This is a genomic window from Streptomyces sp. NPDC059247, from assembly GCF_042754005.1.
Lineage (GTDB): Bacteria > Actinomycetota > Actinomycetes > Streptomycetales > Streptomycetaceae > Streptomyces.
The window spans coordinates 76,396-102,903 of the sequence record NZ_JBHYZW010000020.1 but is presented as its reverse complement, the minus strand read 5'-3'; the positions used below and the strand labels follow the sequence as shown (position 1 = coordinate 102,903).

Here is a 26,508-nt window from a genome sequence, read left to right as displayed (position 1 = left end):
GAGGGCATCAGCCAGCGGATGCTGACCGTGACACTGCGCCAGCTCGAACGCGACGGACTCGTCCGGCGTACGGTCCACCCCGTCGTCCCCCCACGGGTGGAGTACGCCCTCACACCGCTCGGCGCGACCCTCCACACCACCATCCGGGCTCTGGTGGACTGGACGGAGGAGCACCAGGAGGAGATCGCCACGGCCAGAGCCACGTACGACATCCGACTGGCCTCCTCGGAAGCCGCGGACTGACCCTCCAGGCCCAGGCGCTCAACCCGCCTGGGCGGGTCCATGCCGTCCGAACCGCCCTTTGGCGGCAGGACCTTGGGGCTTGCGACGCCCGAGCCGTCCGGTCGGACGGGTGGCCGGGCGTACGGCGCCGGGGGAGAGGCGCGGAGCGGAACACCCGGCGGTCAGCCGTTTCACGCCTCTTGCCCCTACCGGGCTGCCCGGCCCATCAGGTTTCTCGGCCTGGCATTCAACCTCTGGCTTCGGCAGTTGAGTTGGAAGGGCAGACCCTGTCGGGTTCTGCCCTTCCAGGCCTGTGCCAACGGTCCTGCGCCTCCTACTCGACGGCTTCGGCTCTTGAGAGGCGCCATCGCATGGTCTCCGCCTCGCTACGGACCCTCTCCTGAAGCTCCGGCGTCAGGCGAATGGTTCTTCTTCGGGGTCGGAGCCCTTGGGGGTGTCCGTGACGATCGTGAATTTCCCCTCGGGCTTCATCCTCGGATCGAAGTTCGGGATGGGTGGCCAGCGCGATGAACCAGGACGTCTGCACGGTCGCGCGGAGGGGGCCAAAGATCCGCTCGGTGACGAGCAGGCCGGTCTGACCTCAGAACTCAAACCAGAGGTCGATGTCCGGGTGGACCCGTTCGCGCAGGCAGTTCGAGTGTGAATAGGCCCGCTGCCGCATGGCGCCGCCTCGTACCGGGTCAACCGCACCGAGCCGGAGCTCGGTCGCCGCCTCGTCCTGGTCGAGATCGATGACCTGGCAGCAGAAGCAGCAGGTGGGGTTCGGGTTCAACGATGCCCTGTCATGTCGCCGGGACAACAGCGTCGGCTGCGCTGTCCTGCAGACCCTACGTCGAACCGACAACGGGACAGCCCTCAGTTCGACTCTGCCGGGGCCGTTGGGCAACCGCTGAACAGGTCGAGGTGATCTCAGACCGCGTGGGAGCATCTCGACATGCGCCTGATAGCCGACGGAACCATGCCGACCTCGCGGTTGGTCCTGGTCAAAGACCTCGAAACTGACGACGGGTATGCCTTCGAGCTGGCGAGTCCGCTCTTCCTGGCTGCCGGTGATCGAGTCGTTCTCGAAGGCGGCCGACTTGTCGTCGTACGGGCCGGTGGAGTACGGCTGTCGCCTACTGGTGACTGGTCCACTCGTTGTGAGCCCGGATCCCTGCGCCGACGATAGGAGCCGCTCCTCGCACGGCGGTCGCGCATCCGGGGCATCTGATGCGAGGGGCACACGAAGCGCACCGACGACCAGTCGATCTGGCATCCGCCGCTGACCACATCGGCCGGACGAGGCACCCTTTGGTCCCTCGTCCCTCGTCGCTCGTCGCTCGTCGCTCGTCCCTCGCACGAGCAGTTCCGCCACGCGTACAGGGCGATAACTCCGCGGCGCGGGTGACTGGTCGGCTCCATCCGCCTCGCCGACGGCGAGGACGTGCCGCCCCGTGAGCGACCGCACGGGATCACCGGATGCCGCCGGGCCGGACAGTCGCGCAGCACCGCGAGCTGTCAGTGCCACCAGACATGATGCCGTTCATGATCGACAACGTGGAGAACACCGACTGGGCGTCCATGACGCACGCCTACGGACCTGCTCATGAGGTCCCGGAGTGGCTGAACGGGATGGTGTCGCCGGACCCCAGGATCCGGGACAGGGCCTTCGAGGGCTTCTACGGCGCGGTGCACCATCAGGGGGACGTGTACACCTGCACCGTCGCGACGCTTCCGTTCCTGTTCGCCATCGCCGACGACCCCGGCATCCCTGACCGCGGCTCAGTGCTCCACCTGCTGCTCAGCATCGGACGCCATGCCGCCGAACACGTCGGCCTCGATGACGACATCGTGGTCCACGACCTCGACGGCGAGGAGTCGACCGCCCACCGGGACGCCCTGGCGCTGATGCGCGAGCACGCGGAGACCTTCGTCTCCCACGCCGGTGACACCGACCTTCAGGTGCGCATGGCGGCCATCCCGGGACTGGCCCTCTTCCTGGAGGACGCCTCACAGGCCATCGAGGTCCTGCGTGGCCGTCTCACGGCGGCACGGGATACGGCGGAGAGGTTCCTGGTCGTCGAGACGATCGCAGAGCTGGCGCTCCGCCTGCCCTCGGCGCAGGTCCCGGCGAGGGAGTGGCTCGCCGCTCTGGCCGACGGCGCCGGAGCGGATGCCGATGTCCGTCTGGCCTCACTCGTCCACCGGGCCCGCTGCGTACCCGAGTCCGTCGACGACACCACGGTGCCCGCCGTGATCGGACTTCTCCGCCAGGTCACCCCCACCCCACCCGCCGAGAACGCGGTGAAGGAGGCGGCGGGACCGTGCACCTGTCCTGCCGAGTCCGGCTCCGCCCCCGGTCCGGGTGTCCCCGCGCACATCGCAGCGGCCTTCGACGACCTCGACCGCCACGGACGCCGCCACGCCGCCACCACTTCGCTGCTGACCGCCCTCCACACCGTCCTGGGCGACCGCGTCCAGGACCGTACCCGCCTGCTCGGCGAGCAGCTCAGCAGCGAGGACCGCGCCACCCGCTACGACGCGATCGCCATGGCCCAGCGCCTGATCGAGGAATGGAGAGGCGACCACCCCGTCCTGATCCGGCTCCTCGCGGACTGCCTTCTGCCTGACGACGCCTACACCGCCGCAGCCGCGGCCGAAGCGCTCGGCCGGGTGTCCGCTCTGGCCGAACCCGCCCGTGAGGCCCTCGCCACCTACGTCACCGGCCAGCGCACCACCCACCGGTCCGACGCCTGGGCCAGTCCGCACCCCCTCCCGCGCCGCGCTCACCAGCAGGCCGTCCTGGCACTGGCCCGCCTCGGGGACGTACGGGCCCTGCCCAGCCTGCTGACCGCTCTCGACACCGGCACCGACGCCTGGCGCGCCGTCCAGATCGCGGGCCGGTTCCCCCAGGCTGCCGCTGAACTCGCCCCCCGGCTCGTCAGCCGTCTGGCCAGCCTCGACTTCTCCGAGCCCTGGCCGGACATCGGGGCTCCGTCCCTCGCCTCCGCTCTCGCCGCCCTGGACGACCCCGCCGCCGTCCCCGCGCTCACCGAAGCCCTCCAGGCAGCCGTCCGCCACCAGGACACCACCGCAGCGACCGCCGTGCTGAACGCGCTCGCCTCGTTCGGACCCCGAGCCCGGTCCGCCCTCGACGTCGTCCGCTCCCTCTCCGGTACCAAGGACACCACTCTGCGCACCGCCGCCGCAGGCGCCCTCTGGGAACTCGAACGCCGCCCCGACACCGCCGTACCCCTGCTCGAACACCTCATCCACGACAACCGAGACACGGACGCCGTCAGGATCCTCGGCCGGATCGGCCCGCCCGCCGCGACCGCCCTGCCCCGGCTGCGCCAGATCCTCGACGAACAGACCGGCATCAACCGACAGAACACGGCCAAGGGCCGGGCCGTGCTGAACATGGGGAACGCCTGGACCCTCGTCCGCACCGCATCCGCCCTGTGGGAGACGGGCGGACTGGCCCAGGCCGACACCGTCGTCCCCGCCCTGCTGACCGCCTGGAACGACAACAGCTCCACCCGCAACGACGTCGCCGCCTGCCTCAGCCGCATGGGCCCGGCCGCCCGCCCCGCCCTGCCCCGCGTCCAGGCCGCGCTCGCCGCCCCCCGGCGCCACGACACCCCCTGGGGAGGAGACGTCGCCTCCGACCTCGCGTTCCAGAACTCCTGCCACACCATCCTGGCCAACCTCCACGAACTCCCCGACCAGCCCCGGGCCGCAGACGAGTAACCCGGCCGCCCGGGCCCACGGCCCTCGGGAACCGTCGGGCCCCCGCACCGCGCATGTCCGGGAATCACCACACGACAATCACCACAGACCCGGCTCCTGCTCCGGCCCCAGGAGACCGGCACAAGGACGGCCGTGCTTTCCTCCCGTCGGGAAGGCAGCGGCCCGGCGGCCCCCCGGAAGGCGCTTGGAGAGTGCGCTGCTGCCAGGGGAGTCAGCCGATTCGGGGGCAAGCACTTCTTGCTGGCCGGGCCGTCGGTTCAGCCCGTACCTGCGGCTCCTTCCAGGCAGGGCAGCTCGTCGGGAAGAAGCCGGAGAAGAGTCGCACCTGCGTGGGTGTGCGACCTCTCCGTTGTGCCGGAAGACGGTCGTAACCGGAAGTTCTCCAGGATCCGCCCGTTCCCCACCGGCCTCTGCTCGGCGGGGACGGCCGCGCCCCCGACGCGTCCGCGTGCTGCCCCGGCGAGCAGCCGCGCCGGAGTATTCCCGGCAGCTCCAGGGGGCGTCCGCCTACCCTGAGGCTGTGAACAGTGGCGATGACCATCTCGAACTCCTGAGCGCCCTCGACGTCCTGCGTGCGGCGGCGCCGATGGACCCGGACGGACAGGAACGCTGGCGGGTCGTCGCCGACTTCCACGGCCGCGCGGACCGGGCGGCGTTCGGGGCCGCGTGCGCCGCCGCCCGCTCCGGGAACGGGCGGGAGCGGATGATCGGCCTGGATGTCCTGGGCCAGTTCGGTCACGGCGCCGACCGCCCGTTCCTGGAGGAGACCCTGCCGCTCGTCGCCGGGGCCTGCGCCGACCGGCACCCCGGCGTGGCCGGGTCGGCCCTCGTGGCCCTCGGGCACCTCGCCGACCCCCGGGGGCTTCCCGCCGTTCTCGGGCAGGCGGGGCACGCGGACGAGGACGTGCGCCAGGCGGTGGCGTTCACCCTGCCCTCGGTCGCGGGGGAACCCGCCCGGCCGGAGGCCGTCACGGCGCTGATCCTCCTCAGCACCGACAGCAGCGACCAGGTCCGCGACTGGGCGACCTTCGGCCTCGGGCTGGAATCGACGGGCGACACCGAACAGATCCGCCGCGCCCTGCTCGACCGCGTCACCGACCCCGACCCGGACACCGCCGGTGAGGCGTTCCTCGGCCTCGCCCGGCGCGGCGACCGGCGCATCCTCGCCGCGCTGGGCGCGGCCCTGGACGCCCCCGCGCCCGCCGACATCCTCCTCCAGGCCGCCTGCGAGGCGGCCACCCCCGAACTGCTGCCCGCCCTCCACCGCCTCCGACAGCGCGACGCTCTCCAGCCCCAGCGCGTCGACGAGGCCGTCACCGCCTGCTCAACCCCCCGCCCGGCCCCGCCGACCCCTTGAACCGCCCGCAACCCCTGCCGCCAGGTGAGCGTCGGCGAAGCGGAGACGCCCCTGCGCAGCATGGGCGGGCGGTGGCTGGCCGCTTGCTCTCGGGCGCAAGACGCGGGCGGCCATTCGGCCGCTCGACCTCCCACCCTGTCCGGGCCGTACGCCAGTCGCAACGGTCCGGCGATGACGGCCCATCGTGACCGGTCGTGTCCGTGGCCCCTCCCGCGTACAGGAGGGGCCACGGTTGGAGTGCTGGTCAGGGGGTGGTGAGGCCGAACCAGTACGCGAAGATGTCGAGGAGTGCGTTGAGGGTGTTGAGGGGGTCGATGGTGCCGCTGGTGACGGTGAGGGAGCCGTCGGCGAGGAGTTCCTCGGGGGTGGCGGCGGCGATGGCGATCCGGTTGAGGCCGTCCCGGGTGACCGTGTAGACGGCGTCGGCGGTGGCGGGTTCGAGGGTGCCGGGGTACTGGACGAGGACGCCGTTGCGTACGCGCAGGGTGTAGGTGGTGGGATCGTCCGGGATGCCGTCGGTGACGGTGAGGCCGATGGTGAGGGGCTGTTCGGCCGCGTTCGGTCCGTTGAGCCGGATGCCGAGGTAGTCGAAGAGCATGTCCAGCGGCATCGCGGCGAGGACCGGCGGGGTGATGATCTGCGGCGAGGGCAGGGTGACGGGGCTGTCGGCCTGGCGGACGCGCAGTTCGTTCGCGGCGGCGAGGTAGAAGTTGCGCCAGGGGCCGCTCTCGGCCTGGTAGCCGAGCTGTTCCAGGACGTCGGCCTGGAGGCCGCGGGCGCCGGTGTTCGTGGGGTCGGCGAAGACCACATGGGTGAGGAGCTCGGCGGCGAACCGGTAGTCCTGCGCGGTCTTGGCGTTGTCGAAGACCGTCCGGGCGATGTCCACGACCTTGTCCGCGCCGCCGAAGGCGTCGACGTACCGGGCTCCGGCCTCCTCGGGCGGCAGGGTGTGCAGATGGGCGGCGTTGCCGTCGTACCAGCCGAGGTAGCGCTGGTAGACGGCCTTGGAGTCGTGGTTGACGGTGCCGTAGTAGCCCCGGTTGAACCACTGCCCGGCCAGCGACTGGGGTACGGCGCTGTCGAGTTCCTCGCCGATCTCCGTCATGGTCCGGCCGTGGTTGGCCAGCCGGAGCGACTGGTCGTGCAGGTACCGGTACAGGTCGGCCTGAGAGGTGAGGAAGGAGCGGACCGTCTCCGGCGCGTCCTCGCTGTTCCAGCGGGGCCAGAAGTGCGAGGCGAACAGGGAGTCGGAGCGGTCGGCGTACCAGTCGGCGGACTGGATCAGGAACTCCGACCACGCCTTGGCGTCGCGGACCTGGGCGCCGCGCAGGCTGTAGAGGTTGTGGAGGGTGGGGGTGGCGTTCTCCGCCATGCACAGGGAGCGGATGTCGGGGAGGTAGAAGTTCAGCTCGGCCGGGGCCTCGGTGCCGGGGGTGAGCTGGAACTCGATGTTCACCGGCCCGAAGGCGTGGACGACGCCGGGGGCGGCGAGGTCCGAGGTGACCGTGAAGGTCGGGGCGAGCAGTCCCGAGGTGCCCAGGGAGGTGGCCTTGCCCAGGCCCGCGTCCACCTGTCCCTGCGCGGAGCGCTCCAGCAGCGAGCCGTACATGAACTGGGCGCGGCGCTGCATGGCGTTGCCCGCGTAGACGTTCTCGCTGACGGCGTGTTCCAGGAAGCCGTCGGGGGCGATGATCTCGACGCCGTCCGGGAGGGCCCGGTCCTCCCACAGGCCCAGCACGCCGCCGTAGTGGTCGACGTGGGAGTGGGTGAAGATCACCGCGCGGATGACCCGGTCGTCGCCCCGCCGCTCCCGGTAGAGCGCGAGCGCGGCGGCGGCGGTCTCCTCGCTGATGAGGGGGTCGACGACGACGATCTCCCGGGAGGTGCCGGTGGGGTCCTCCAGGAAGGTGATGTTGGACAGGTCCATGCCCCGGACCTGGTAGACCGCGTTCTCGACGACCTCGAACAGGCCCGCGTTCATGTTCAGCAGGGCGTTGCGCCACAGGCTCGGGTTGACGGTGTCCGGGGCCTGCCCGGTCAGGAACTGGAACGGCTCCAGGGACCAGGCGGGCACCGGGCCGCCGTCGGCGTTCTCGACGGTGAAGTCGGCCGGGAGTGCGGCGACCAGCCCCCGGGAGGCGAACGCGGCCTCCGCGTCCGTGCTCGGGTCGGGAACGACGACGGCCGCGTTCAGGTCCCTCGTCAGCGGGGTGGCGGGCTGGGTCTGGTCACGATCGGGAAGAGCCACGGGCGTTCTCTGCCTTTCGTCGGCTTGTCTGAAGGACCGTCACGAAGCGTCGGGGCACGCCGAAATGGCGCCCCCGGGACCGGCGGGGGACATTCCCGCCCGGACACGATGCGTAGCGATCCGCATCCGCACAGTACGACCGGGGAGATGTCGGCCCCCAGCCTCGTTCCGGACAACCCGCCCGCGAATCAAGCCGGGGACGTGTGACTCGACTGGGGCGTGTCCTGGACGAGTTCGGCCCCGCCCGCCTGCACGGCCCCGCCCGCCTGTACGGCTCGCCCTGACCGGACGGAAGCCCTGACCGGACGGAAGACCAGGCCGGGCGGAAGACCAGGCCGAACAACTGGTCTCGCCACGCCCGCACGAAGCGGACCAGGCCCTTGCGAGGCAGGAGAAGAGCCGTGTGCGGCGGGGTCGGCGCGGTGTGGTGATCTTGTTCGCGGGCGGGCCGGGTCTTCCGTGCCCCGAACAGGTGAGGGGCGGTGGCAGGACATGCCTACGAGAACCGGGCCGGTGGCCGGGACGAACGCCGACACGAGGACGGGGCCGGGACAGGGGCCGGTCTCAGGGACAGGGCGGGCCGGGCGCCGGGTGGTGGTGATCGGGGGCGGGCCGGCCGGGCTGACCTCGGCGATGGAGCTGGCCGAGCGCGGCTTCGAGGTGACGGTGGTCGAGGCCAGGGCTCTGGGCGGCAAAGCGCGCAGCATTCCGGTTCCCGGCACCGGCCGCGACGGACGCCGTGATCTGCCCGGGGAGCACGGCTTCCGGTTCTTTCCCGGCTTCTACCGGAACGTCACCGAGACGATGGCTCGTATACCGGTACCCGGCGGAGGCTGTGTGGCCGACCGCCTGGTGGCGACCACGCAGATGCTCTACGCACGGGACAGAGGGCGCGACGGAGTGGTCGTGGACATATCCGGCGGCCCCGGGCAACGGAACCTGGAGGCCACCCTGCGGGCCATGGGCCACCTCATGGCGCGCACTCCCGGCCTCTCGCCCGAGGAGAGCGCCCACTTCGCGAACCGGCTGCTCGTCTGCGCCACGAGCGGACCGGCCCGCCGCGACGGCGAGTTCGAGAACACGTCGTGGTGGGACTTCACGGCCGGAGCGAGCGCTTCCGAAGAGTACCGGCGGCTCTGTGTGATCGGCCCGACCCGCACCCTGGTGGCGGCGAAGGCCGAGGTGGCGAGCGTGGCGTCGATAGGCCGTACCCAGGTGGAGTTCTGGGCCGGACTGCTCGGAGGGACGGGCCACGCCGAAGCGGACCGGGTGCTGGACGCACCGACCACGGAGGCGTGGATCGGCCCGTGGGCGGCCCATCTGGTCGCGCTCGGCGTCCGGTTCCTCGTGGGGCACCGCGTCACGCGCCTGCGGACCGCGCACGGCGTGGTGCGGTCCGCCGTGGTGCGGACCCCGTCGGGCGCCGTGCGCGAGATCGAGGCGGACTGGTTCGTCTGCGCGGTCCCCGCCGAGGCCGCGGTGCGCACCCTCGGCCCCGAGGTGTGCGAACTGGACGAGGGCCTGACCGGCATCGACCGTCTGGAGACGGACTGGATGACGGGTGTGCAGTTCTTCCTGCGCGAGCGCACCCCGCTCGTGCACGGGCACGTCATCCACGTCGACTCGCCGTGGGCGCTTACCTCCATCGCGCAGGCGCAGTTCTGGTCCGGCATCGACATGCCGACGCGGTATGGCGACGGCACGGTCCGCGACTGCCTGTCGGTGGACGTGTCGGCGTGGGACGTGCCCGGACCACTCACGGGAAAGACGGCCCGCGCGTGCACCCGCGAGGAGGTGGTCCGCGAGGTGTGGCACCAGTTGGAGGACTCGCTGCGGCGCGACGGGCGGGGCCTGCTGTCGTGGGATCTGGTGCGTTCGTGCTTCATGGATCCGGCGATCCGCTGGCCCGCGGAGCCCGGCGGCCTCGCGCACAACACCGAGCCGCTGCTGATCAGCACGGCGGGCTCGCGGCGCTGGCGCCCCCAGCCCGCTGGCAAGGTGCCGAACCTCTTCCAGGCGGGCGACCACGTCGACGTGGACCTCAACCTGGCCACGATGGAGGCCGCCGACCAGAGCGCCAAGGCAGCCGTCAACGCCCTCCTCGCCACGGCCGGTTCGACCGCCGCGCCCTGCGTCGTGCGGGGCTGGGAGCAGCCGACGGAGCTGGCCCGACTGCAGCGCCTGGACGACGAGCTGTACGCGGTCGGCCTCCCGAACGCCTTCGACCGGCCCGCCCCGTGGCAGCGGCCCGGCCGGGAGTGACCGGAAGGGGTCAGCGCGGGCGGTCTATGACGAAGGCGGTGAGGGCCCTGAGGTCTTCCCCCGCCTCCTCGTGCGGCGGGCAGGCACGGGCCAGCGCGGTGAGCGCCGCCCGCGCGTGGCCGTGGGCCGCCGCCTGTGAGACGGCGCGGGCACCGCTGCGGTCGAGCAGTCGCCCGGCCTGCGTCCTCTCCGAAGGCGTCCACGGCCGTGGAAGCGCGTACAGCCCCAGCAACTGTCGTGGGACGTCTTCGTCGCACCGGTCCGGAGCCGGGGTGAGGGCCACGGCGACCGGGTGGGACTTCTTACGGGCCGACAGATCGGCACCGGTCGGCTTACCGGTGACGACGGGGTCGCCCCAGATGCCGAGGATGTCGTCGGTGATCTGGAAGGCGATACCGAGGTGTTCGCCGAAAGAGGCGAGGTCCGAGGCGGCGGCCGGTGCCGCGCCCAGCGTGCAGGCGCACGCGAACAACGAGCCGGTCTTGTCGGCGTGCACGCGCAGGGTGGCGGCGACGCCGGGGCTCAGGTCGCGTTCCAGGGCGAGGTCGAGGGCCTGGCCCTGGGCGAGACGTACGAGGGCGTCGCCGAGCACGGCGGTGGCACGCGCGGGCGCCCGCAGCGTCGCGGGGTCCCGGGGGAGCGGGCTCCCGAGAAGTCCGGCGGGTTCGGGGAGGGTGTCGAAGAACAGGCCGACGGCGTGCGGAGTCAGCGCGCGGACGGCGTCCTCGACGGCATCGGGCCCGAACACCCGCCAGGCCGCCGGTCGGCCCCGGCGCAGTTCGTCGCCGTCCATCACGTCGTCGTGGAGGAGGGAGAGCGTGTGCAGCATCTCGACGGCGGCGGCCCCGGCCGCCACCAGGGGATCGGTATCGGGGCGGCCGGTGGCACGGGCGCAGGCGAACACGAGCGCCGCCCGCACCGCCTTGCCCCCACCCGTACCGCTGCCAGGGGCTGGCCGCCCCTGGGCATCCCACATGCCCCACTGGTAGGCCAGCACCCTGGCGGGGGCCGGGCCCACCCGCTCCAGGAGAGGGATGATCACCGCGTCCGTACGGCGCCGCGCTGCCGCGAGCAGCCGCAGGACGTGCGGGGACGGGGCGGAAGGCGGGGTGTTCACGGGTCCTCCGGGACGCTCGGCCGGTGCGCGCGGGGCCCGGCGGCCTCGCGGGGACGTCCGCGCGCTCGGCCCAACCCCCGTCGACCGCAGGCTACCCAGCCGTGACGGCCCACATGAAACCACCCCGGGGAACAGGCGCGGGAGGTGCCCGATCGTCTCGTGTGCCTCGCGCGGGCGCGCCGACGGGGGCAGGCCACGCCCCCGCCACGCCCGCACCGCCGCCCGCGAAGCGGCGAAGAAGAACGGCGCCACCAGGACGAAGCCGGAGCGGCGCTCCGGGCGCCGTGGGCCGATGACCCCTACGCACTCGTCTCCGAACGCCAGGGGCACTCTCTGATCGTCACCAGCGACCAGACGCCGTCCGGCGGGTGTCCGCTGCTCCCCGACTCCGCCGTCGCCGAACGCGTCGCCGCGCGGGGAGCCGTAGGCGCCGCCCTGCATGTCGTGAACAGCCACGGGAACCACACGGAGCGGAGCGTACGAAGCCCGGGTCGGCGTACCGGCCGCCGCCTCGGCCGGGCGTTCAGCGGCAGCGGGACCAGGACGACGCCGAGCCGCTGCTCGCCGCACCGGCCCGCTGGCCTGGCGCGGGGGCCGCCGGAGGTGAGGGCGGCGGCTCCGCGAGCGGCTCCGTGGCCGGTGTGTCCGTGCGGGCGGTCGGCCCGGCTGGGCCGGTGGCGGGGCCGCCGGTGCGCAGGGTGCTCCCGGAGCGGGTACCACCGTCGTCCTCGCCGACGGCACCTCCTCCACCGTTCCCGCCGCCACCGGCCAGGCCGGTGGCGGCAGCAACGGAAGCAGGGGCGGGTGGGGCGGCGAAGGCGGCGTGAACGACGTCCGTGCCAGCAGCAGGGGGAGGACTCCACCACCGGAGAGTCCGGCACCGACGGATCACCCGGGCTCGTGATCATCGCCTGGCCCACCACCTGACAGCACCCGGCGGGCCATGAGGGAGGCCGCCCGGTCCGGACCCCCGGCACCGAACCACCTGGTCCGTGAGCATCAGCACGATCCGCAGACTCTGGCCGACACGTCGGCCTGGTCGCGGCCGGGCCGGACACGACCGGGCACCCTGACGACGCGACAGCCGCCGTCCTGGCACCGGCCCGCACCGCCCCAGGGCCTGGGGGCCTCGGGGCCTCGGGCCTCGGGCCTCGGGGCCTGAGCATGGCACCGGCGCCGGACCGTGCGCCGTCACAGACACCGGGGCGGACGGGGCGGGACCGATCTCGGCGAACGCGCACGGGTCCTCCTCGGGCCACCACTCCTGACCCAGGGGGCCCGGCAGGGTGTACCGCGCGGCCCGCAGCGCACCCCGCGCGGGAACGAGGACGGCGCCCGGAAGACGACTCGTCTTCCGGGCGCCGCGCTCTCTGCCGGGTACCGCGTACCGCTCGGCCGGACCTGGTCGGGCCGTGGGCAGCCGACCGGGTCAGGCAGCCGAGCCCCATTCAGATGCCCGTACGCGTCGGCTGAACCCCCGGAGGGAACCTCCCGGGTTTCTCAGTTGTCGTACGTCCACCACTGGTTCGGGGTTCCCATGGTGCGCCGCATGATCAGCTGAGCGCCCGGCTGCGGGGAAAGGCCGGGCGGCGCCACGGCCTGCCCCGGGGGAACGGCAAGGGTTCCGTCCGGGCGGAATACGACCGCCAGTACCTCGCCGCCGACGCCCGGGAACGCGGGCCCGCTGCCCCTACTCGGCGCTGGCGCGAGCGGCGGCGCGGATCTGGTCGGTGACGACATCGGGGTGGGACATCATCGCGACGTGCGAGGAGTCGATCTCGATCGTGTGCGACTTGGCGCGCCTGGCCTCGAACCGCTCCAGGTCCGGGGCGATGGCCTTGTCGTTCCTGGCGACGATGAACCAGGACGGGATCGTCTTCCACGCGGCCTCGGTCGCGTTCTGCCCGAACCCGGCCTGGGCCACCGGGCGTTGCTCGACCGCCATGACCTTCGTCTGCGACTTGGGGAGGTCGGCGGCGAAGACGGCGTGGAACTTGTCGTTCTGGATGTAGAGGTCGGTGCCGCTGGTCGTCCCGTCCGTGTACGGGACCGGCCGGAGTGCGGTGCCGAGATCGCTTCCGGTGAACTTCGTGGACAGAGTGGCCGGGTTCTCACCCACGTCCGGCATGAACGCCGACACGTACACCAGGGCCTTGACGTTCTTGTTCCCCGCGGCTGCCTGGCTGATGACCGCCCCTCCGTAGGAGTGGCCGACGAGCACGACCGGCCCCTTGACCGACTTGAGGACCGAGGCGACGTAGGCGGAGTCGCTGAGCACTCCGCGCAGCGGGTTCGGCGGGGCCACCACGGGATATCCCTGGCTCTGGAGCCGCTCGACCACGGGGGTCCAGCCGGAGGCGTCCGCGAACGCGCCGTGGACCAGGACCACCGTGGGCTTCACACCGTGGCCCACCGGTTCCCGGTTGTCGGCGCCGGACGGATCACCGCCGGCCACGGCCGGCCCGGTGCTCAGCAGCGCCGCCGTGAGCGACAGGGACAGGGCACCCACGCGCACTATGCCGCGCCGTGAACGAGAGGGGGTTCGCACAGCCATGAAGGGGTCTCTCTTCCGCTCGGAGGGAGGCTGTCACCCTGAGCGTTCACCCGGACACGCCCGGCCGCCTTCCCGGACGGGCAGAGGAGTGAAAGTTCGGGCCTCGGCCTGGCCCTGTTCCGGGCCGTCCCTTCCCACCGGTCCGTTGCGCCGCTTCCGCGGGAGGCCAGGGACCCGCCGCGGTCGTGGTACGGCAGAGGGGCATCGACCGAGGCCACGATGCCGAGCAGCCCCAGGACGCGGGGGTGCCCCGGCGGGGCGACGAAACCGACGCCCGTCACTTCGCGGCGGACGGTTTCGCCACGGCCACCATCGAGCTCCCCGGAAGCGGCGAGCGGCCCCGCCTGCCCGCCGCGGACCTGCGCCGGGTGCTGGAGGCCGATGAGCCGGTCTGCGACGGGATCATTGACGTCCTCATCCTCCCCCCCCGGCCGACAAGGCGGTCCCGGAATAGCAGACCGCCCTGGACGCCCTCCTGTCGCTGCCCGGGATCGGTGGCCCGGTCGGCTACTCGGGAGGCGTGATCTCCATCGGCATCCGCCTGGCCCCGGGCGGCCCGGCAAGAGGTTCCTCAGGAGGTGGGCCGGTCCAGCTGCGGCTTCAGCCGGACCTCGGTCACGCTCATGTCCTGCGGTGCGCCGAACGCCCGGACCATGATGCCGTGGCCGATGCCGGTGACCTCCAGAGCCAGGTGCTCGGCTCCCACGCGCAGGTCGAGCCTCGCCACGGGCTCGCCCGCGAAGTCCGGCATACGGTGGATCCGCGCCCCGGGGTACCTCAGGCCCGTCAGCCTGTCCCGCATCCGCTCGTACGTGGCCGCCTCCTTTCCGGAGAACGCCCTGCCGATCCGGAGCTGGTGCCTCTGGGCGGCGCACTCCTCCGCCAGGGTCAGCGGCACCGGGTCGGCCAGGACGGGCAGGGTGAGGTCGGGGGCCGGTCCCCGGTGGCCGACGGCGCTGAGGACGTTCGGTTGACAGTTCTGCGCGACGAGGTCGGCCAGCTCCAGGAACTGTGCCTCGGCGCGGGCGCTCGTCACGGCGCCGACCGCCCACGCGGTCCGCGCGGCGGAGGCGCGAGCGGAAGCGTGGACGGAGGCGCGAGCGGAGGAAGAGGCGGTGGTGGCGGAGGAGTCGCGGCCGGTGGTGGCATGAGCGCTCTGGGCGCCGACGGCGGCCAGGACGACGACGCTGCCAAGTGCGGCGGTGAACAGGGGCCTTGGGAAGAGAATCGATCGCATGGCGGTACCTTGCCGACCGGTGGCCACCGGCTGCCTGAGTAGTCGTACTCATTCCGCCTGAGCATCGACTCAGCCCCTTGGCTCCGGTGCACCGACAAAACGTCAGCCCACGAACGAGCCCGCTCTTCCACCCGGCTGTGGGACGGGGCACCCGGACCGGTTTCGCCCGGACCTTCGCGCCGCACGGGGCCGTGACGTTGCTGACCAACCCCGAGGGGTCCTGCGCGTGTTCGACGTCATCGCCTGGATGCACCAGGGACGCCAGTCATGACCCGGACGACGCAGGACAGCCCCATGTGCGACGCAAGACCAGCATCCTCACCAGCGGAGCCTGGAGTGTCGGTCGCGGCCGGTAGTCTGCGCCGACTCACGCGACACGACACGAAGGAGCTCTCATCGTGATGCCCGAGACGGTCCCGGTGGCCGACCCCGACGAGTGGGGCGCCGCGCTGGCCGGTGCCTTCGCGATACTGCTCGGCGCGCAGCCGCCCGTCGACCCCGGTGCCGCCGGATACGCGGTGTACTACGCCTCGGACTCCCTCGACGAGTTCCTGTTCCCGAACACCTGGGTCACCCCTGAGCCGCTCTCCGCCCGGGAGCCGAGGAACCTGCCGGATCAGGACGGGCCGTACCCCTTCTCCCCCTGGGCGTGGCGGTTCGACCTGAGCGAATCGCTGTTCCGCTTCGACGCCGACCTCCTGGCGGGGACGGGACCGTGGGGCGACGGCGGGCACAAGGGCCCCCGGCCGTTCGACGACGCCTTCGTCGCCGACCTGCGGACCGTCTCCCCGCTCGACGAAGCCGGTGGGGTACTGGTGCGCGGCACGGAGCTGGGAACCCTCCTGGGCCGACACGGGGTCGTACTGACCGGCGAGGAGTCCGAGCAGCTGAACGGCTGGCTGACCGTGCTGCTGAGGGTCGCCACCGACGGCACCCTCCCCGACGCGATGCGGGCCGCCACCTTCACCGGGCGTGGCCCCGCGCACCTGGTGTCGACGGACGACATCAGATACGCCGACTCCGCCGCGGAGCCCTGGGAGGAGAGGCTGGGCGCGGTCGCGCACCCCGGGCTCCGCGACCATCTCCGTATGCTCTGCCTCGCCAGGGAGCACGCGCGCGGTGAGGGCGGCTTCTACCTCGGCAGCGACGCCTGGCCGTGGCCGACCGATGTCCTGGAGGCGACCGGCTGTTCCCTGGTCGCGGGGTGGGGGTTCGGTGAGTCGCAGGCCGGTACCGCCGTCGTGAGACTGCCGGACGAGCGCGGAGAGCGCTGAGGAGCCCGGTGCCCCGCCCGCCCGACGGACACCCCGGCCCCGCCCGGCGGCCGGTGAACGGTGGTGTCGCGCGGGCGGAGCACCGGTGGCGCTACTTCACGGACCCCGCCATCACCCCCTGGACGAAATGCTTCTGGAAGGCGAAGAACACCACCAGCGGCACGACGAGCGACAGGAAGGCCCCCGGCGCGAGGACGCCGATGTTGCTGCCGAACTGCCGCATCTGCGACTGGAGGGCCACCGTCAGAGGCTGCGACGAGCTGTCGGCGAAGAGCAGCGCCACCAGCATGTCGTTCCACACCCACAGGAACTGGAAGATCGCCAGACTGGCGAGCGCGGGTCGGCCCAGGGGCAGGACCAGTTGGAGGAAGATCCGCCACTCGCTGCCGCCGTCCAGGCGCGCCGCCTCCAGCATCTCCTTCGGGATCTCCGCGAAGTAGTTGCGCAGCAGGAAGACGGCGAAGGGCAGCCCGTAGGCGACATGGAAGAGGATGACGCCCGCGACCGTCCCGAACAGGCCGACCGCGCCGAAGAGTTTGGCCACCGGCAGCAGGCCGATCTGTACTGGGACCACCAGGAGGCCGACCACCACGAGGAAGACGGTGTCCCGGCCGGGGAAGCGCAGCCAGGCGAAGGCGTAGCCCGCGAGGGCGGCGATGCCGACGACGAGGACGGTCGTGGGCACGGAGATGACGACGGTGTTCCAGAACGCCTGGAGGATCCCCGAATCCTCGAACAGCGCACGGTAGTTGTCGATCGAGAGCCGGGTCGGGTCGGCCAGCGCGGTCCACCAGCCGTCGGAGGCGTTGTCCCGCTCCGAGCGCAGGGAGGAGAGGAAGAGCCCGGCGAGCGGAGTGATCCAGACGAGGGCGACGAGGACCAGGAGGAGCTGGATCAGCGAGCTGCCCAGCCAGCGGGTCCGTCCGGTGCGGGTGCTCATGCTCCGCCCTTCCGGAAGCGCCGGATGTTGAAGATCATCGCCGGTACGACGAGCAGGAGCAGCAGCACGCTGAGGGCGCTGCCGAGGCCCTGGTCGTTGCCGCCGCCGAAGGAGACCAGCCACATACGGGTGGCGAGCACGTCGGCCTCCTCCTGAACGGGCCCGGGGGCGATGACGTAGACGAGGTCGAAGACCTTCATGACGTTGATGACCAGGGTCACGAAGACGACGGTCAGGACGGGCGCGAGCAGCGGAACGGTGATCCTGCGGAAGATCTGTCTCTCACTGGCGCCGTCCACGCGGGCCGCCTCCAGGGTGTCGCGGGGGATCGCGGCGAGGCCCGCGCCGATCAGGACCATGGAGAAGCCGGTCCACACCCACAGGTAGGCCCCGATGATCGCGGGGGTGACGAGGGACGGGCCGAGCCAGTTCACGCCGTTGTAGGGGGCGGCGAAGTTCGCGGCGGGCAGCCGCAGCGCGTAGCCGCCGTCAGCGGTGCCGAGGCCGTCGAAGCGGAACGATCCGTCGTCGCCGGTGGTCGCGGTGCCGACGACCTCGCCCCCGCGCAGCGCCTCGACGGTCATGCCGGGCAGGCCCTTCTCCGCCGGGTCGATCACGCCCTGCCGGCCGCCCGACCCGGGGGTGAAGTCGAGGTAGACGGTGCCGGAGAGGCCGTCGGGCTCCGGCGCGGGTGCGCGCGCGGTCAGTGCCGTCGCCGGTACGGCCCCGGGGGCGACGCCGACCACGGGCAGGAGGACGCCGGTGCCGGGCCGTACGGTCCCCGGCGCCGTGGTGTAGCCGTCGCCGGGGCTGCCGGTCAGCGCCTCGGACGGCCTGGCGCGGGCGGTGGGGTAGGGCGCGGGTTCCTTGAACGCGTCGTGGACGCCCACGACCACGGCGTTGATCACGCCCCGGTCCGGGTCCTGCTCGTAGGAGAGCCGGAAGATGATGCCCGCGGCCAGGAACGACACCGCCATGGGGAGGAAGAGGACCAGTTTGAACGCGGTCGCCCAGCGGACCCGTTCGGTCAGGACCGCGAGGACCAGGCCGATGCCGGTGAGCAGGGCGGGTGCGACGACGACCCAGACGGCGCTGTTCCGTACGGCCTTGAGCGTCGCCGGGTCCCGGAACATCTCCACGTAGTTGGCGGCGCCGACGAACCGGTCGCCGCTCGCGTCGAAGAGGCTGCGGCCCACCGAGAACAGGACGGGGTAGACGACCAGCGCCCCGAGGAGCAGCAGCGCGGGCAGCGCGAACAGCGCGCCCAGGAGACGTCTTCTGCGCAGGGCGAGGCGCCGCGGGTCGGCCGAGGCGCGCGCCTTCGGAGGAGGGGCCATGACCGGGCGGCCTCAGTTCCCGTACGCCTTGGCCGCCGCGGCTTCCAGGGCCGCCGCGGTCGCCTTGGGGTTCGACGGGTCGCGCAGGAAGTCCTGGAGGATCTTCCACTCGCCCGCGCCCTTGGTGCCGCCGAACGCGGCGGGCGCCTGGTCGGACATGTCGAAGCGCACCGAGTCGCCCGCGGAGACCAGCGAGGCGGCGGTGGCGCGCGTGGTGTCGTCGCCGTACGCCTCGGGCTTGACGTTCTTGTTGGGGGAGAGGAAGCCGCCCGCCGCCGCCCACACCTCGGCCGCCTCGGGGGTGGCGAGGAACTCGACGAGCCTCATGGCGCCGTCGGCGTTCTCCGCGTCCTTGAGGACGACGGCCGCGTCACCGCCGCTGACCACCGGGGCGGTGCCGGTCCCGACCGCCGGGAAGGGGAAGAACTTGGCGTCCTCGCCGGGCTTCTTGCCGAACTCGTCCTTGGCGACGCCGCCGACGAAGTCGCCCTCGTAGACCATGGCGGCCTTGGGTTCGGGGCCGAAGACCTGCTCGACGGAGCCGGGGAAGTCGGTCCGCAGGGCCAGTTGGGCGCCACCGGCGACGAGCCGCTTGTCCTTGAAGACTTCGGCGAGGGTCGTGAGGGCGGTGACGACGCTCTCGTCGGTCCACTGGAGCTCGTGCCGGGCGAGCCGGTCGTACTTCTCCGGGCCCGCCTGGGACAGATAGACGTTCTCGAACCAGTCCGTGAGGGTCCAGCCGTCCTCACCGGCTACCGCGAAGGCGGGCAGTCCGGAGTCGGCGAGCGTCCGGCCCGCCTTGAGGAGTTCGTCCCAGCTCTTCGGCTCGTTCACGCCCGCCTGGGTGATGGCCTCGGGGGCGTACCAGATCGTCGACTTGTGGGCTGCCTTGAAGTAGAGCCCGTAGTAGGCGCCGTCGACCGTTCCGTAGTTTTTCCAGACGGGTGCGAGGCCCGCGGTGGCGGTGGTGGTGGTCTTCTCGGAGAGCGGTGTGAGCCAGCCCGCCTTCGCGAACTGCTGGAGCACGCCGACCTGGGGCACGAGGACGACGTCGGGCGCGTTGCCGCCCTCGATCTTGCTGCCGACGAAGGTGGAGACGTTGTCGCCGGACGGGACGAAGACGGTCTTGGCGCCGGTCTGGGCGCTGAACGCGTCGAGCACCTTCTTGAAGTTCTTCTGCTCGCCGCCGGTCCAGACACCGGCCACGGTGACGGTCTGGCCCTTCAGGGCGCCTCCGCCTCCCGTGGCGGGTCCGTCGCCGCCTCCGCAGGCGGTGACGGTGAGGGCGAGGGCGAACACGGCGGAGACGGTACCGGCGGTGCGCGGGGTCGGAGCGGCGGGTCGTCGCATGGCGGTCCTTCCTTCCTGTGGTGGGGCTCGCTGGAACAGGGGCGGGGGCGGTCGGTCAGCGGCGGGACGAGGGCGGGCGGAGCGGCCGGAACGGGCTGCGGGAGTGCTGGACGTCTCGCGCCGACCCGTCCTGGGGCGACGGCGAGAGCACTCCATCGCGACCCTCCGGCATACATTCATGTTAAGTAGCAATGACGGGAGCCTGTCAATGAGAGTGCACAACGGATCTGCCCTGGTGGACATTTGGGCCTGCCGTGCGGGCAACGAGAAACCCCCTTGCCTAACATGTAGGTAAGGGGGTCGGAGGGTGAGGGAGGTACGGGAGCTGCCGGGGAGGCCCCGTGGGCCCGGCGTCAGCCCCCGCCCGAGATGTCGCCCAGCTCCCGCGTCAGCCGACGTACGGCCTCCTCCGGACTCTCCCGCAACGCCAGCACGTCCTGCCCCACGGCCTGCACCGCCAGACTCACCTGCCCGTACCGGGGGCTCTTGGGCCTGGGCACCGCGCTGAGCACGCTCTCCCGGAGGATGGGGAGGTACGGATGGGAGGTGACCAGCCCCGGATCGTCGTAGAGCGACGCCAGGACCGGCGGCAGCGCCCCCTTCGTCAGCACCTGCCGCTGCACCCGCTCGCTCGTCAGATAGGCGAGGAAGTCCGCCGCCGTCGCGGGATGCCGGGAACGCGCGGACACGGCGAGGTTCGACCCGCCGAGCACGCTCGTACCGGGCCCGTGCGCACCGGGAAGCGGAACGGCTCCGAAACGCCCCGCGACCTTCGACCCCGGACCGTTGGCGTCGGCGTACACGTACGGCCAGTTCCGCAGGAACAGCAGCCTGCCCTCCACGAACGCCGCCCGCGACTCCTCCTCCTTGTACCGCAGGGCCTCCCGGGGGATCCAGCCCTCCCGCAGCCCGTCCGCGAGGAACGCGAACCCGGCGCGCGCCGCGTCGGAGTCCACCGCGATCCGCGTGCCCTCGTCGCGCAGGACCGTGCCGCCCGCCGACTGGATCGCCTCCGTGAGGTTCACGGTCAGCCCCTCGTACGGCAGGAACTGGCCGGCGTACCCGTCGAGACCGTTCCGGCGCGCGAGCGTCCGGGCCTGGCGGGCCAGCTCGGACCAGGTCCGGGGCGGCTTCTCGCCCGCCGCCCCCAGGACGTCCGCGCGGTAGTAGAGGAGCCCCGCGTTCGTCACGTAGGGGACGGCGTACAGACGCCCCTCGAAGGTGGCCGTGTCGACGACCGGCCGCAGGAAGGCGTCCAGGGCGAACCGGTCACGGGCCAGCGGGGTGATCAGACCGGCGGCGGCGAACTCGGAGGTCCAGGCGACGTCGATGTTGAGGACGTCGAACCGGCCACCGCCGGACCGCAGTTCGCTGAGCATCTGGGCCCGCGTCTCGTCCGCCGAGTCGGGCAGCTCGACGAGGGTGACCGGCTCGGCCGGGCGCTCCCGGTTCCAGTCGTCGAGCAACGGCCGCAGATAGTGGGTGAGGTCCCCGGCCGTGACGAACGTCAGCGGCCCCCGCCCACCGGCCGCCGCCTCCCCGGCCGGACGCGCCGTCCCCGCGTGCCCGGCCAGCACGACCGCCGCGACGAGGACACCCCTCCCCACGGCCCGTATCCACCGCACAGGTTCCTCCCGGACGTGGTCCCGGACGTGACGCCGACCATCGTGGCATAGGTGGCGCGCGGGGAATCGGCGATACTGACGGCGCGGGTGACACGGCCGTCACCCGGTCCACCGGGTCTCAGGTCCGGCATCGGGTTTTCCGGAACGACACAGAAGGGGGAGCGCGTGCGGCAGCAGCTGCTGGCACTCCTCACCCGTGGGCCCGCCCACGGATACGAGCTCAAGCAGGGCCTTGAACAACTGCTGGGCTCCGCATACCCTCAGCCGAACGTCGGCCAGGTCTATGTGACGCTCGGGCGGCTGGAGAAGAGCGGCCTGATCGAGGGCGAGGACGTCGAACAGACGGGACGGCCCAACAAACGGACCTACCGACTGACCGACGCCGGACGGGAGGCCGTCTCCGCGTGGTTCGACGAGACCACCGAGGAGCCGCGCGTCCGCGACGAGTTCTTCATGAAGCTCGCGCTCGCGCCCCTGTCGGGAATGGCCGACCCGATCGTGCTCATCAACAGACAGCGGCGACAGCACCTGAACACCATGCGCGGCCTCTCCAGGCTCGCCGCCACCGAGGACCGGGAGAACAAGGTCGCTCACCTCCTGATCGAGGGCGCCATGCTGCATCTGCAGGCCGACCTCGACTGGCTGGAGCGCTGTCAGGAGGAGCTGGAATGACCACGGGTCCCGTCCCGCCGTCCGCCCGGGAAGCCATCGCCAGGGAAGCCGCCGCTCCGGAAGCCGTCGCCCGGGAAGCCGTCGTCCACGCCGAGGGCCTGACCAAGACCCATCGCGGCGACAGCGCCCCCGTCCACGCGGTCCGAGGCGTCGACCTGACCGTCATGCCCGGCGAGTTCGTCGCCGTCACCGGCCCCTCGGGAGCGGGCAAGTCGACCCTGCTGCATCTCGTCGGCGGCCTCGAACGGCCCGACAGCGGACGCCTCTGGCTCGGCGGGGAACGGGTCGACGGCTACACCGAGGCCCGCTGGGCGGTGCTGCGCCGCCGCCGCGTCGGCGTCGTCTTCCAGTTCTTCAACCTGGTCTCCAACCTCACCGTCGCCGACAACATCGAACTCCCCGCCCTGCTGGCCGGAGCCTCGGCCGCGTCCGCCCGGCAGAGCCGCCGGGAACTCCTCGCCGAACTGGGCCTCGAAGGCAGGGAACGCTCCATGCCCGGCGAACTCTCCGGCGGCGAGCAGCAACGCGTCGCCCTCGCCCGAGCCCTGGTCAACCACCCCGCGCTGCTCCTCGCCGACGAACCCGCCGGGAGCCTCGACAGCAAGGGCACCCGTGACGTGGTCCGGCTCCTCTCCCGCTGCCACGCGCGCGGCCAGAGCATCCTCATGGTCACCCACGACGCCCGGATGGCCAGCGCCGCCGACCGGGTCATCAGCTTCTTCGACGGACGGATCGCCGACGACGCGACCCTGGACGACGGAGGCACGCCCCGGACGGGCGTGTCCGGCGTCCTCGAACTCCGCGACTGACGGACCGGGTGACGGGCCTGAGGGCGGGCCCGAGGCCGGACGGCCAGAGCAGGGACGGGGGCGGGCCTGAGCAGGGACGGGGCGGGCCCGAGGACGGATCGGTCGGGCGACGCCCCCACCAGGAGACGGACGGGTCCGGCCACCGAGCGACCAGGAGACGGACAGGCCCGGCCACCGAGCGACCGAACCACCAGGAGGCGGACGACCCGGCCACCGAGCCAGCGAGCGACCAGGAGACGGACGGGCCCGGGCACCGAGCCGCCGAGAGCGACCGAAAGGGAGTACGCCGTGCGCGCCACACTGCGATGGGCCCGCTCCGACCTGCGCGCCCACCGCGCGGAAGCGCTCTTCGCGGTGCTCGCGAGTGCCGGAGTGATCGCCTCCCTGCTGCTCTCCGGGGCACTCCTCAGCTACGCAGTCAACCCCTGGCAGCGCGTCTTCAACCAGTCCCAGGGCGCCCACATCTGGCTCCACGCGCGCGGTGACGTCGACCCCGCCGCGTTCGCCTCGCTCGCCTCCCTCGACGAGGTCGCCGCGATCTCCGGGCCCTTCCGCACGGCCGACGCCACCCTGGCGACACCCGGAGCACGCGCGCGCGTCGTCCTGCGCGCCGCCGGGACGCGACCGCCGCGCGTCGCCCGCCCCCTGATCACGTCGGGCCGCTGGCTCGCCGCCGGGACCTCCGACGAGATCGTCCTGGAGAAGGTGCTCGCCCGCGCCCTGTGGGCCGAGCCCGGCGAGACGGTCACCCTCCCGGGGCCCGGCGGCGGAACCCGTACCCTCCGGGTCGTCGGCGTCGCGGACAGCGCCGAGCCCCGCTACCGGCCCGACCAGCACCCCGGCACCGCCTGGGTCCTCCCCGCCATCCTGGAAGGCACGGCGACCGCCCCCGCCGGGCAACGGATCGGACTGCGCCTGAAGGACCCGGACGACACCGACTACATCGTCCAGCGCTCGGTCACCCTCCTCGGCGCCGACCGGGTCGACCAGGTCACCAAATGGCAGCAGGCCAAGGCCGACGTGGGCGGCGACGACCGGCTCCTCGGCCAGATGTTCGCCGCCTTCGGCGTGGCCGCCCTGTTCGCCGCCGCCGTCGCCGCGTCCGGAGCGGTCAGGTCCCGGGTGCGCGGCCAGCTCCGCGACATCGCCGTACTGAAAGCAGTCGGCTTCACCCCCGGCCAGGTGATCCGGGGCTTCCTCGTCCAGCACCTGGGATTCGCGGTCCTCGGCGCCGCGCTCGCCACCGCCGCCACCGTCACCCTGGGACGCCGGATACCCGGCCGGATCGGCGAAGCCGTACGCCTGTGGCCCGAGATGCCCGGACACCGCACGATCCTCGTCGGACTGCCCGCCGCCGCCGTCCTCCTCATCGCCGCCGCCACCGGGCTCGCCGCCTGGCGGGCCGGGCGCGTACCGCCCGTTCCCGTGGCCAGGGCCGCGCTCCCCGCCGCCGCGCCCCTCACCGCGTTCGGCCGCCGGGCCCTCGGCCTCCACGTCTCCCCGGCCCTCGTCCTCGGCTGGCGCTCGGCCTTCTCCGGCCGCCGCCGCACCCTCGCGTCCCTCGCCCGGCTGGGTCTTCCCGTGGCCCTGATGACGGTCGCCCTCGTCGGCTGGTCGACCCTGGAACAGTTCCGCGACGACCCCGCGCGGATGGGCCGCGCCGCCGCCCTGACCGTACGCGCCGAGCCGTCCGCCCCCGGTGGCGGCACGGACCCGGAGCGCGTCCTGGCGGGGATCCCCGGGGTCCAGGACGCCTTCCCCGGCGTCGAGTTCGCCGCCCTCGTCCCCGGCCAGACCGGCACCATCACCCTGCGAGGTCTTGGCACCCGGGAACACCCCTACCCCCACACCCTCGCCGAGGGCCGGGCCCCGACCGGACCCGACGAGGCCGTCGCGGGACAGGGACTTCTCGACCTGCTCGGCGTACCCGTGGGGGAGTGGGTCCGCATGACGGTCGAGGGGCGCCCCCAGATCCTGCACATCGTCGGCCGCAGCATCGAACCCGACGACGGCGGCCGGATCGTCTCCACCTCCCTCGACACCCTCAGGGACGGCGCGCCCGCCCTCCGCCCCGCCTTCCACGCCCTCGTCCTGAGGCCCGGCGCCGACCCCGGGACGGTCGCCGCCGCCGTCTCCGCGACGACCGGAGACACGACGGAGGTCCGCCGGACCCCCTCCACGGCGGACCGGCTCGACACCCCGCGCGGCATCATCGCGGCCCTCGTCGCCGTCCTGGCCTTCATCGCGCTCGTCGAACTGTTCACCCTCATCAACGCGGGAGTACGGGCCCGGGTCCGGGACCTGCTGGCGATGCGGGCCGTCGGCCTCACCCCCCGGCAGATCGGCGGGGTCATCGTGACGGCGGCCGTGCTCACCTCACTCGCCTCCGCGCTCCTGGGCACGGCCGTCGGTGCCGTCGTCGGCCGGTGGCTCGTGGACACGGAGGCCCGCGCCGACGGCATCGGCGCGGGAATCGCCCACCCGCCGTCCCCGCTCCTCCTGACGGTCCTGATCGCCACGGCGGCCGTGACCGGAGCGGTGGCGGCCCTGCCCCCGGCGGTGAGGACCGCGCGCCGCAGGCTCGTCGACTCGGCGGGCGAGACGTTCTAGCCGTACACGGAGCTCTTCGTGTCCCCGCGCGGCCCGCGACCCCTCCGGTACTGCCCGGGGCCGGTCCACGACCGGAGGGGCTGCCGAGCCCTCGTCACCCGGGACCTTCTCCGTGTGCCGCCGGGGGCTCAGCCTCCTCGTGGCAAGGTGCGCAGCGGACGGGAGACGGCCTGCGGCGCGGGACGGGTCAGGTGCAGCGTCGTGTGGAAGTGGCCGTCGGACTCCTTGCCCCGGGGGTCGTCGCCGAGCGCGGACACCGAGGTGACGGCGTCACGCTGTTCGTCGGCGTCGGTGAAGCGCCGCTGCGGATAGGTGCGGGTCGTGTCCTTCTCCGTGGTCATGCCCAGCGGGGCCAGTCCGTCCGCGATGTGCCGGTAGGAGCCGGTGCGCAGCACGAAGGCGGCCACCCACGGTCGCTCCCGCCGGTTCTCCAGCAGTGGCCGGAAGGTGCGGGCGGAGAGGAAACTCGCCCCGCCGGTCACGGTGATCAGCCGGGTGCCCCGGGTGGCCCGGTGCAGGGCGGGGCTGGGCGGGGCGACCTCCAGGTTCTCGGCGAACCCGTCGTCGAGCAGGCCCACCGCGCGACCGTAGGCGACGGCGGGCGCGGAGATGTCGAGGCCGATGACGGGTACGGCGTCCGGGCGACGACGCGCCGCGTAGTACGCGCGGTCCCACCCGATCAGTTCGGCGCCCGTCATTCCGGCCGCCTCCGGCGAGGTGTAGCGGTCGCGCAACTCCTCCAGCGTCACATGGTGGTTGAGCAGGGCCGCGTTGATGCCGTACGAGCAGCAGATGTCCAGGACCGTGCCCGGCACCCCGCCGTCCGGCCCGGCGGACTGCCGTACGGACGTCTCGGGAAGGCCGACGAGGGGCAGGAGGCCACGGAAGACGCCCTGGGCGTGATGGGGGGTCTGATACCCCAGAGCCCCCAACTCGCTGAAGTACGCCCGGGGATCGGGCCGGTCGTAGATGTCGTCGAAGCGGGTCATCGGCATGGGCGGGTCCGATGCGTGCTGTTCCGAGCGGTCACCTGTGTCCTCCAGAGTCGGATGGTCCAGGCATAGCGCATCGCGCCGTCGGCCGGGAAGGCCGCCCGGCGGCGCCCGTACGGCCTTCGGCCACCTGACGGGCTCCGCCCCGCCGG

At 72.6% G+C, this 26,508-nt stretch carries 17 protein-coding genes and 2 pseudogenes; 9 read left to right on the top strand and 10 right to left on the bottom strand.

Going from position 1 to position 26,508, the window contains the following annotated elements:
* Positions 1–243, top strand: a 243-nt coding sequence (locus tag ACFXGN_RS27230) for a winged helix-turn-helix transcriptional regulator (protein WP_384864223.1), incomplete at its 5' end; no start/stop codon positions are given.
* A gap of 466 nt (positions 244–709) precedes the next feature.
* Here ACFXGN_RS27230 and ACFXGN_RS27225 read toward each other — a convergent pair.
* A pseudogene (locus tag ACFXGN_RS27225) lies at positions 710–811 on the bottom strand (MerR family transcriptional regulator); the annotation flags it as partial.
* Between the two features lie 956 nt (positions 812–1,767).
* Between ACFXGN_RS27225 and ACFXGN_RS27220 the strand changes: the two are divergent.
* On the top strand, positions 1,768–3,972 hold the full coding sequence (locus tag ACFXGN_RS27220; protein ID WP_384864221.1) for a HEAT repeat domain-containing protein: 2,205 nt from the start codon (positions 1,768–1,770) through the stop codon (positions 3,970–3,972).
* A 520-nt stretch (positions 3,973–4,492) separates the two neighbouring features.
* Entirely contained in the window at positions 4,493–5,329 is an 837-nt protein-coding gene (locus ACFXGN_RS27215; RefSeq protein WP_384864219.1) for a HEAT repeat domain-containing protein, read from the top strand.
* A 244-nt stretch (positions 5,330–5,573) separates the two neighbouring features.
* Here ACFXGN_RS27215 and ACFXGN_RS27210 read toward each other — a convergent pair whose 3' ends face one another.
* On the bottom strand, positions 5,574–7,577 hold the full coding sequence (locus ACFXGN_RS27210) for an alkyl/aryl-sulfatase (RefSeq protein ID WP_384864217.1): 2,004 nt from the start codon (positions 7,575–7,577) through the stop codon (positions 5,574–5,576).
* A gap of 492 nt (positions 7,578–8,069) precedes the next feature.
* Between ACFXGN_RS27210 and ACFXGN_RS27205 the strand changes: the two genes are divergently transcribed.
* Complete coding sequence (locus ACFXGN_RS27205) at positions 8,070–9,839, top strand: FAD-dependent oxidoreductase (RefSeq protein WP_384864215.1); 1,770 nt, start codon at positions 8,070–8,072, stop codon at positions 9,837–9,839.
* Positions 9,840–9,849: 10 nt separating this feature from the next.
* On the opposite strand, the gene ACFXGN_RS27200 is transcribed toward ACFXGN_RS27205, so the two are convergent.
* The gene (locus ACFXGN_RS27200; RefSeq protein ID WP_384864213.1) at positions 9,850–10,956 is read right to left on the bottom strand and encodes a polyprenyl synthetase family protein; all 1,107 of its coding nucleotides are present in this window, start codon (positions 10,954–10,956) and stop codon (positions 9,850–9,852) included.
* 1,690 nt (positions 10,957–12,646) lie between these two features.
* The gene (locus ACFXGN_RS27195) at positions 12,647–13,510 is read right to left on the bottom strand and encodes an alpha/beta fold hydrolase (RefSeq protein ID WP_384864211.1); all 864 of its coding nucleotides are present in this window, start codon (positions 13,508–13,510) and stop codon (positions 12,647–12,649) included.
* 272 nt (positions 13,511–13,782) lie between these two features.
* Here ACFXGN_RS27195 and ACFXGN_RS27190 point away from each other — a divergent pair.
* Positions 13,783–14,057: pseudogene (locus ACFXGN_RS27190) on the top strand (alpha/beta hydrolase); the annotation flags it as partial.
* A gap of 24 nt (positions 14,058–14,081) precedes the next feature.
* Here the strand turns inward: ACFXGN_RS27190 and ACFXGN_RS27185 are convergent.
* Positions 14,082–14,747 (bottom strand): hypothetical protein, encoded by a 666-nt coding sequence (locus ACFXGN_RS27185; protein ID WP_384864230.1) that lies wholly within the window; start codon positions 14,745–14,747, stop codon positions 14,082–14,084.
* Positions 14,748–15,148: 401 nt separating this feature from the next.
* Here ACFXGN_RS27185 and ACFXGN_RS27180 point away from each other — a divergent pair, with 401 nt between their 5' ends.
* Entirely contained in the window at positions 15,149–16,021 is an 873-nt protein-coding gene (locus ACFXGN_RS27180; protein WP_384864209.1) for a hypothetical protein, read from the top strand.
* A 91-nt stretch (positions 16,022–16,112) separates the two neighbouring features.
* Here the strand turns inward: ACFXGN_RS27180 and ACFXGN_RS27175 are convergent, their stop codons facing one another.
* The 4 genes from ACFXGN_RS27175 to ACFXGN_RS27160 all read right to left on the bottom strand — a co-directional run bounded on the left by ACFXGN_RS27175 (position 16,113) and on the right by ACFXGN_RS27160 (position 21,273).
* On the bottom strand, positions 16,113–16,961 hold the full coding sequence (locus tag ACFXGN_RS27175; RefSeq protein ID WP_384864207.1) for a carbohydrate ABC transporter permease: 849 nt from the start codon (positions 16,959–16,961) through the stop codon (positions 16,113–16,115).
* Positions 16,958–18,298, bottom strand: a complete 1,341-nt coding sequence (locus ACFXGN_RS27170; RefSeq protein ID WP_384864205.1) for an ABC transporter permease subunit — start codon at positions 18,296–18,298, stop codon at positions 16,958–16,960. The genes ACFXGN_RS27175 and ACFXGN_RS27170 overlap by 4 nt, the downstream gene beginning before the upstream one ends.
* Before the next feature lie 12 nt (positions 18,299–18,310).
* Positions 18,311–19,648, bottom strand: a complete 1,338-nt coding sequence (locus tag ACFXGN_RS27165; RefSeq protein WP_384864203.1) for an ABC transporter substrate-binding protein — start codon at positions 19,646–19,648, stop codon at positions 18,311–18,313.
* 353 nt (positions 19,649–20,001) lie between these two features.
* The gene (locus ACFXGN_RS27160) at positions 20,002–21,273 is read right to left on the bottom strand and encodes an ABC transporter substrate-binding protein (protein ID WP_384864201.1); all 1,272 of its coding nucleotides are present in this window, start codon (positions 21,271–21,273) and stop codon (positions 20,002–20,004) included.
* Between the two features lie 165 nt (positions 21,274–21,438).
* On the opposite strand from ACFXGN_RS27160, the gene ACFXGN_RS27155 reads away from it, so the two are divergent.
* The 3 genes from ACFXGN_RS27155 (at position 21,439) to ACFXGN_RS27145 (ending at position 25,364) form a co-directional block, all read left to right on the top strand.
* Positions 21,439–21,945 (top strand): PadR family transcriptional regulator, encoded by a 507-nt coding sequence (locus ACFXGN_RS27155; RefSeq protein WP_384864199.1) that lies wholly within the window; start codon positions 21,439–21,441, stop codon positions 21,943–21,945.
* Complete coding sequence (locus ACFXGN_RS27150) at positions 21,942–22,754, top strand: ABC transporter ATP-binding protein (RefSeq protein ID WP_384864197.1); 813 nt, start codon at positions 21,942–21,944, stop codon at positions 22,752–22,754. Before ACFXGN_RS27155 ends, ACFXGN_RS27150 begins: the two co-directional genes overlap by 4 nt.
* A 288-nt stretch (positions 22,755–23,042) precedes the next feature.
* The gene (locus tag ACFXGN_RS27145) at positions 23,043–25,364 is read left to right on the top strand and encodes an FtsX-like permease family protein (RefSeq protein WP_384864195.1); all 2,322 of its coding nucleotides are present in this window, start codon (positions 23,043–23,045) and stop codon (positions 25,362–25,364) included.
* Positions 25,365–25,492: 128 nt separating this feature from the next.
* Here ACFXGN_RS27145 and ACFXGN_RS27140 read toward each other — a convergent pair whose 3' ends face one another.
* Positions 25,493–26,359, bottom strand: coding sequence for a hypothetical protein (locus tag ACFXGN_RS27140; RefSeq protein ID WP_384864194.1), 867 nt, complete (start codon positions 26,357–26,359; stop codon positions 25,493–25,495).
* Positions 26,360–26,508 lie beyond the last annotated feature (149 nt).

Coding starts and splice junctions, on each gene's coding strand:
- ACFXGN_RS27220 (WP_384864221.1), top strand. CDS start 1,768: ATGATCGACAACGTGGAGAACACCGACTGGGCGTCCATGACGCACGCC.
- ACFXGN_RS27205 (WP_384864215.1), top strand. CDS start 8,070: ATGCCTACGAGAACCGGGCCGGTGGCCGGGACGAACGCCGACACGAGG.
- ACFXGN_RS27195 (WP_384864211.1), bottom strand. CDS start 13,510: ATGGCTGTGCGAACCCCCTCTCGTTCACGGCGCGGCATAGTGCGCGTG.
- ACFXGN_RS27185 (WP_384864230.1), bottom strand. CDS start 14,747: ATGCGATCGATTCTCTTCCCAAGGCCCCTGTTCACCGCCGCACTTGGC.
- ACFXGN_RS27180 (WP_384864209.1), top strand. CDS start 15,149: ATGCCCGAGACGGTCCCGGTGGCCGACCCCGACGAGTGGGGCGCCGCG.
- ACFXGN_RS27175 (WP_384864207.1), bottom strand. CDS start 16,961: ATGAGCACCCGCACCGGACGGACCCGCTGGCTGGGCAGCTCGCTGATC.
- ACFXGN_RS27170 (WP_384864205.1), bottom strand. CDS start 18,298: ATGGCCCCTCCTCCGAAGGCGCGCGCCTCGGCCGACCCGCGGCGCCTC.
- ACFXGN_RS27165 (WP_384864203.1), bottom strand. CDS start 19,648: ATGCGACGACCCGCCGCTCCGACCCCGCGCACCGCCGGTACCGTCTCC.
- ACFXGN_RS27150 (WP_384864197.1), top strand. CDS start 21,942: ATGACCACGGGTCCCGTCCCGCCGTCCGCCCGGGAAGCCATCGCCAGG.
- ACFXGN_RS27140 (WP_384864194.1), bottom strand. CDS start 26,359: ATGCCGATGACCCGCTTCGACGACATCTACGACCGGCCCGATCCCCGG.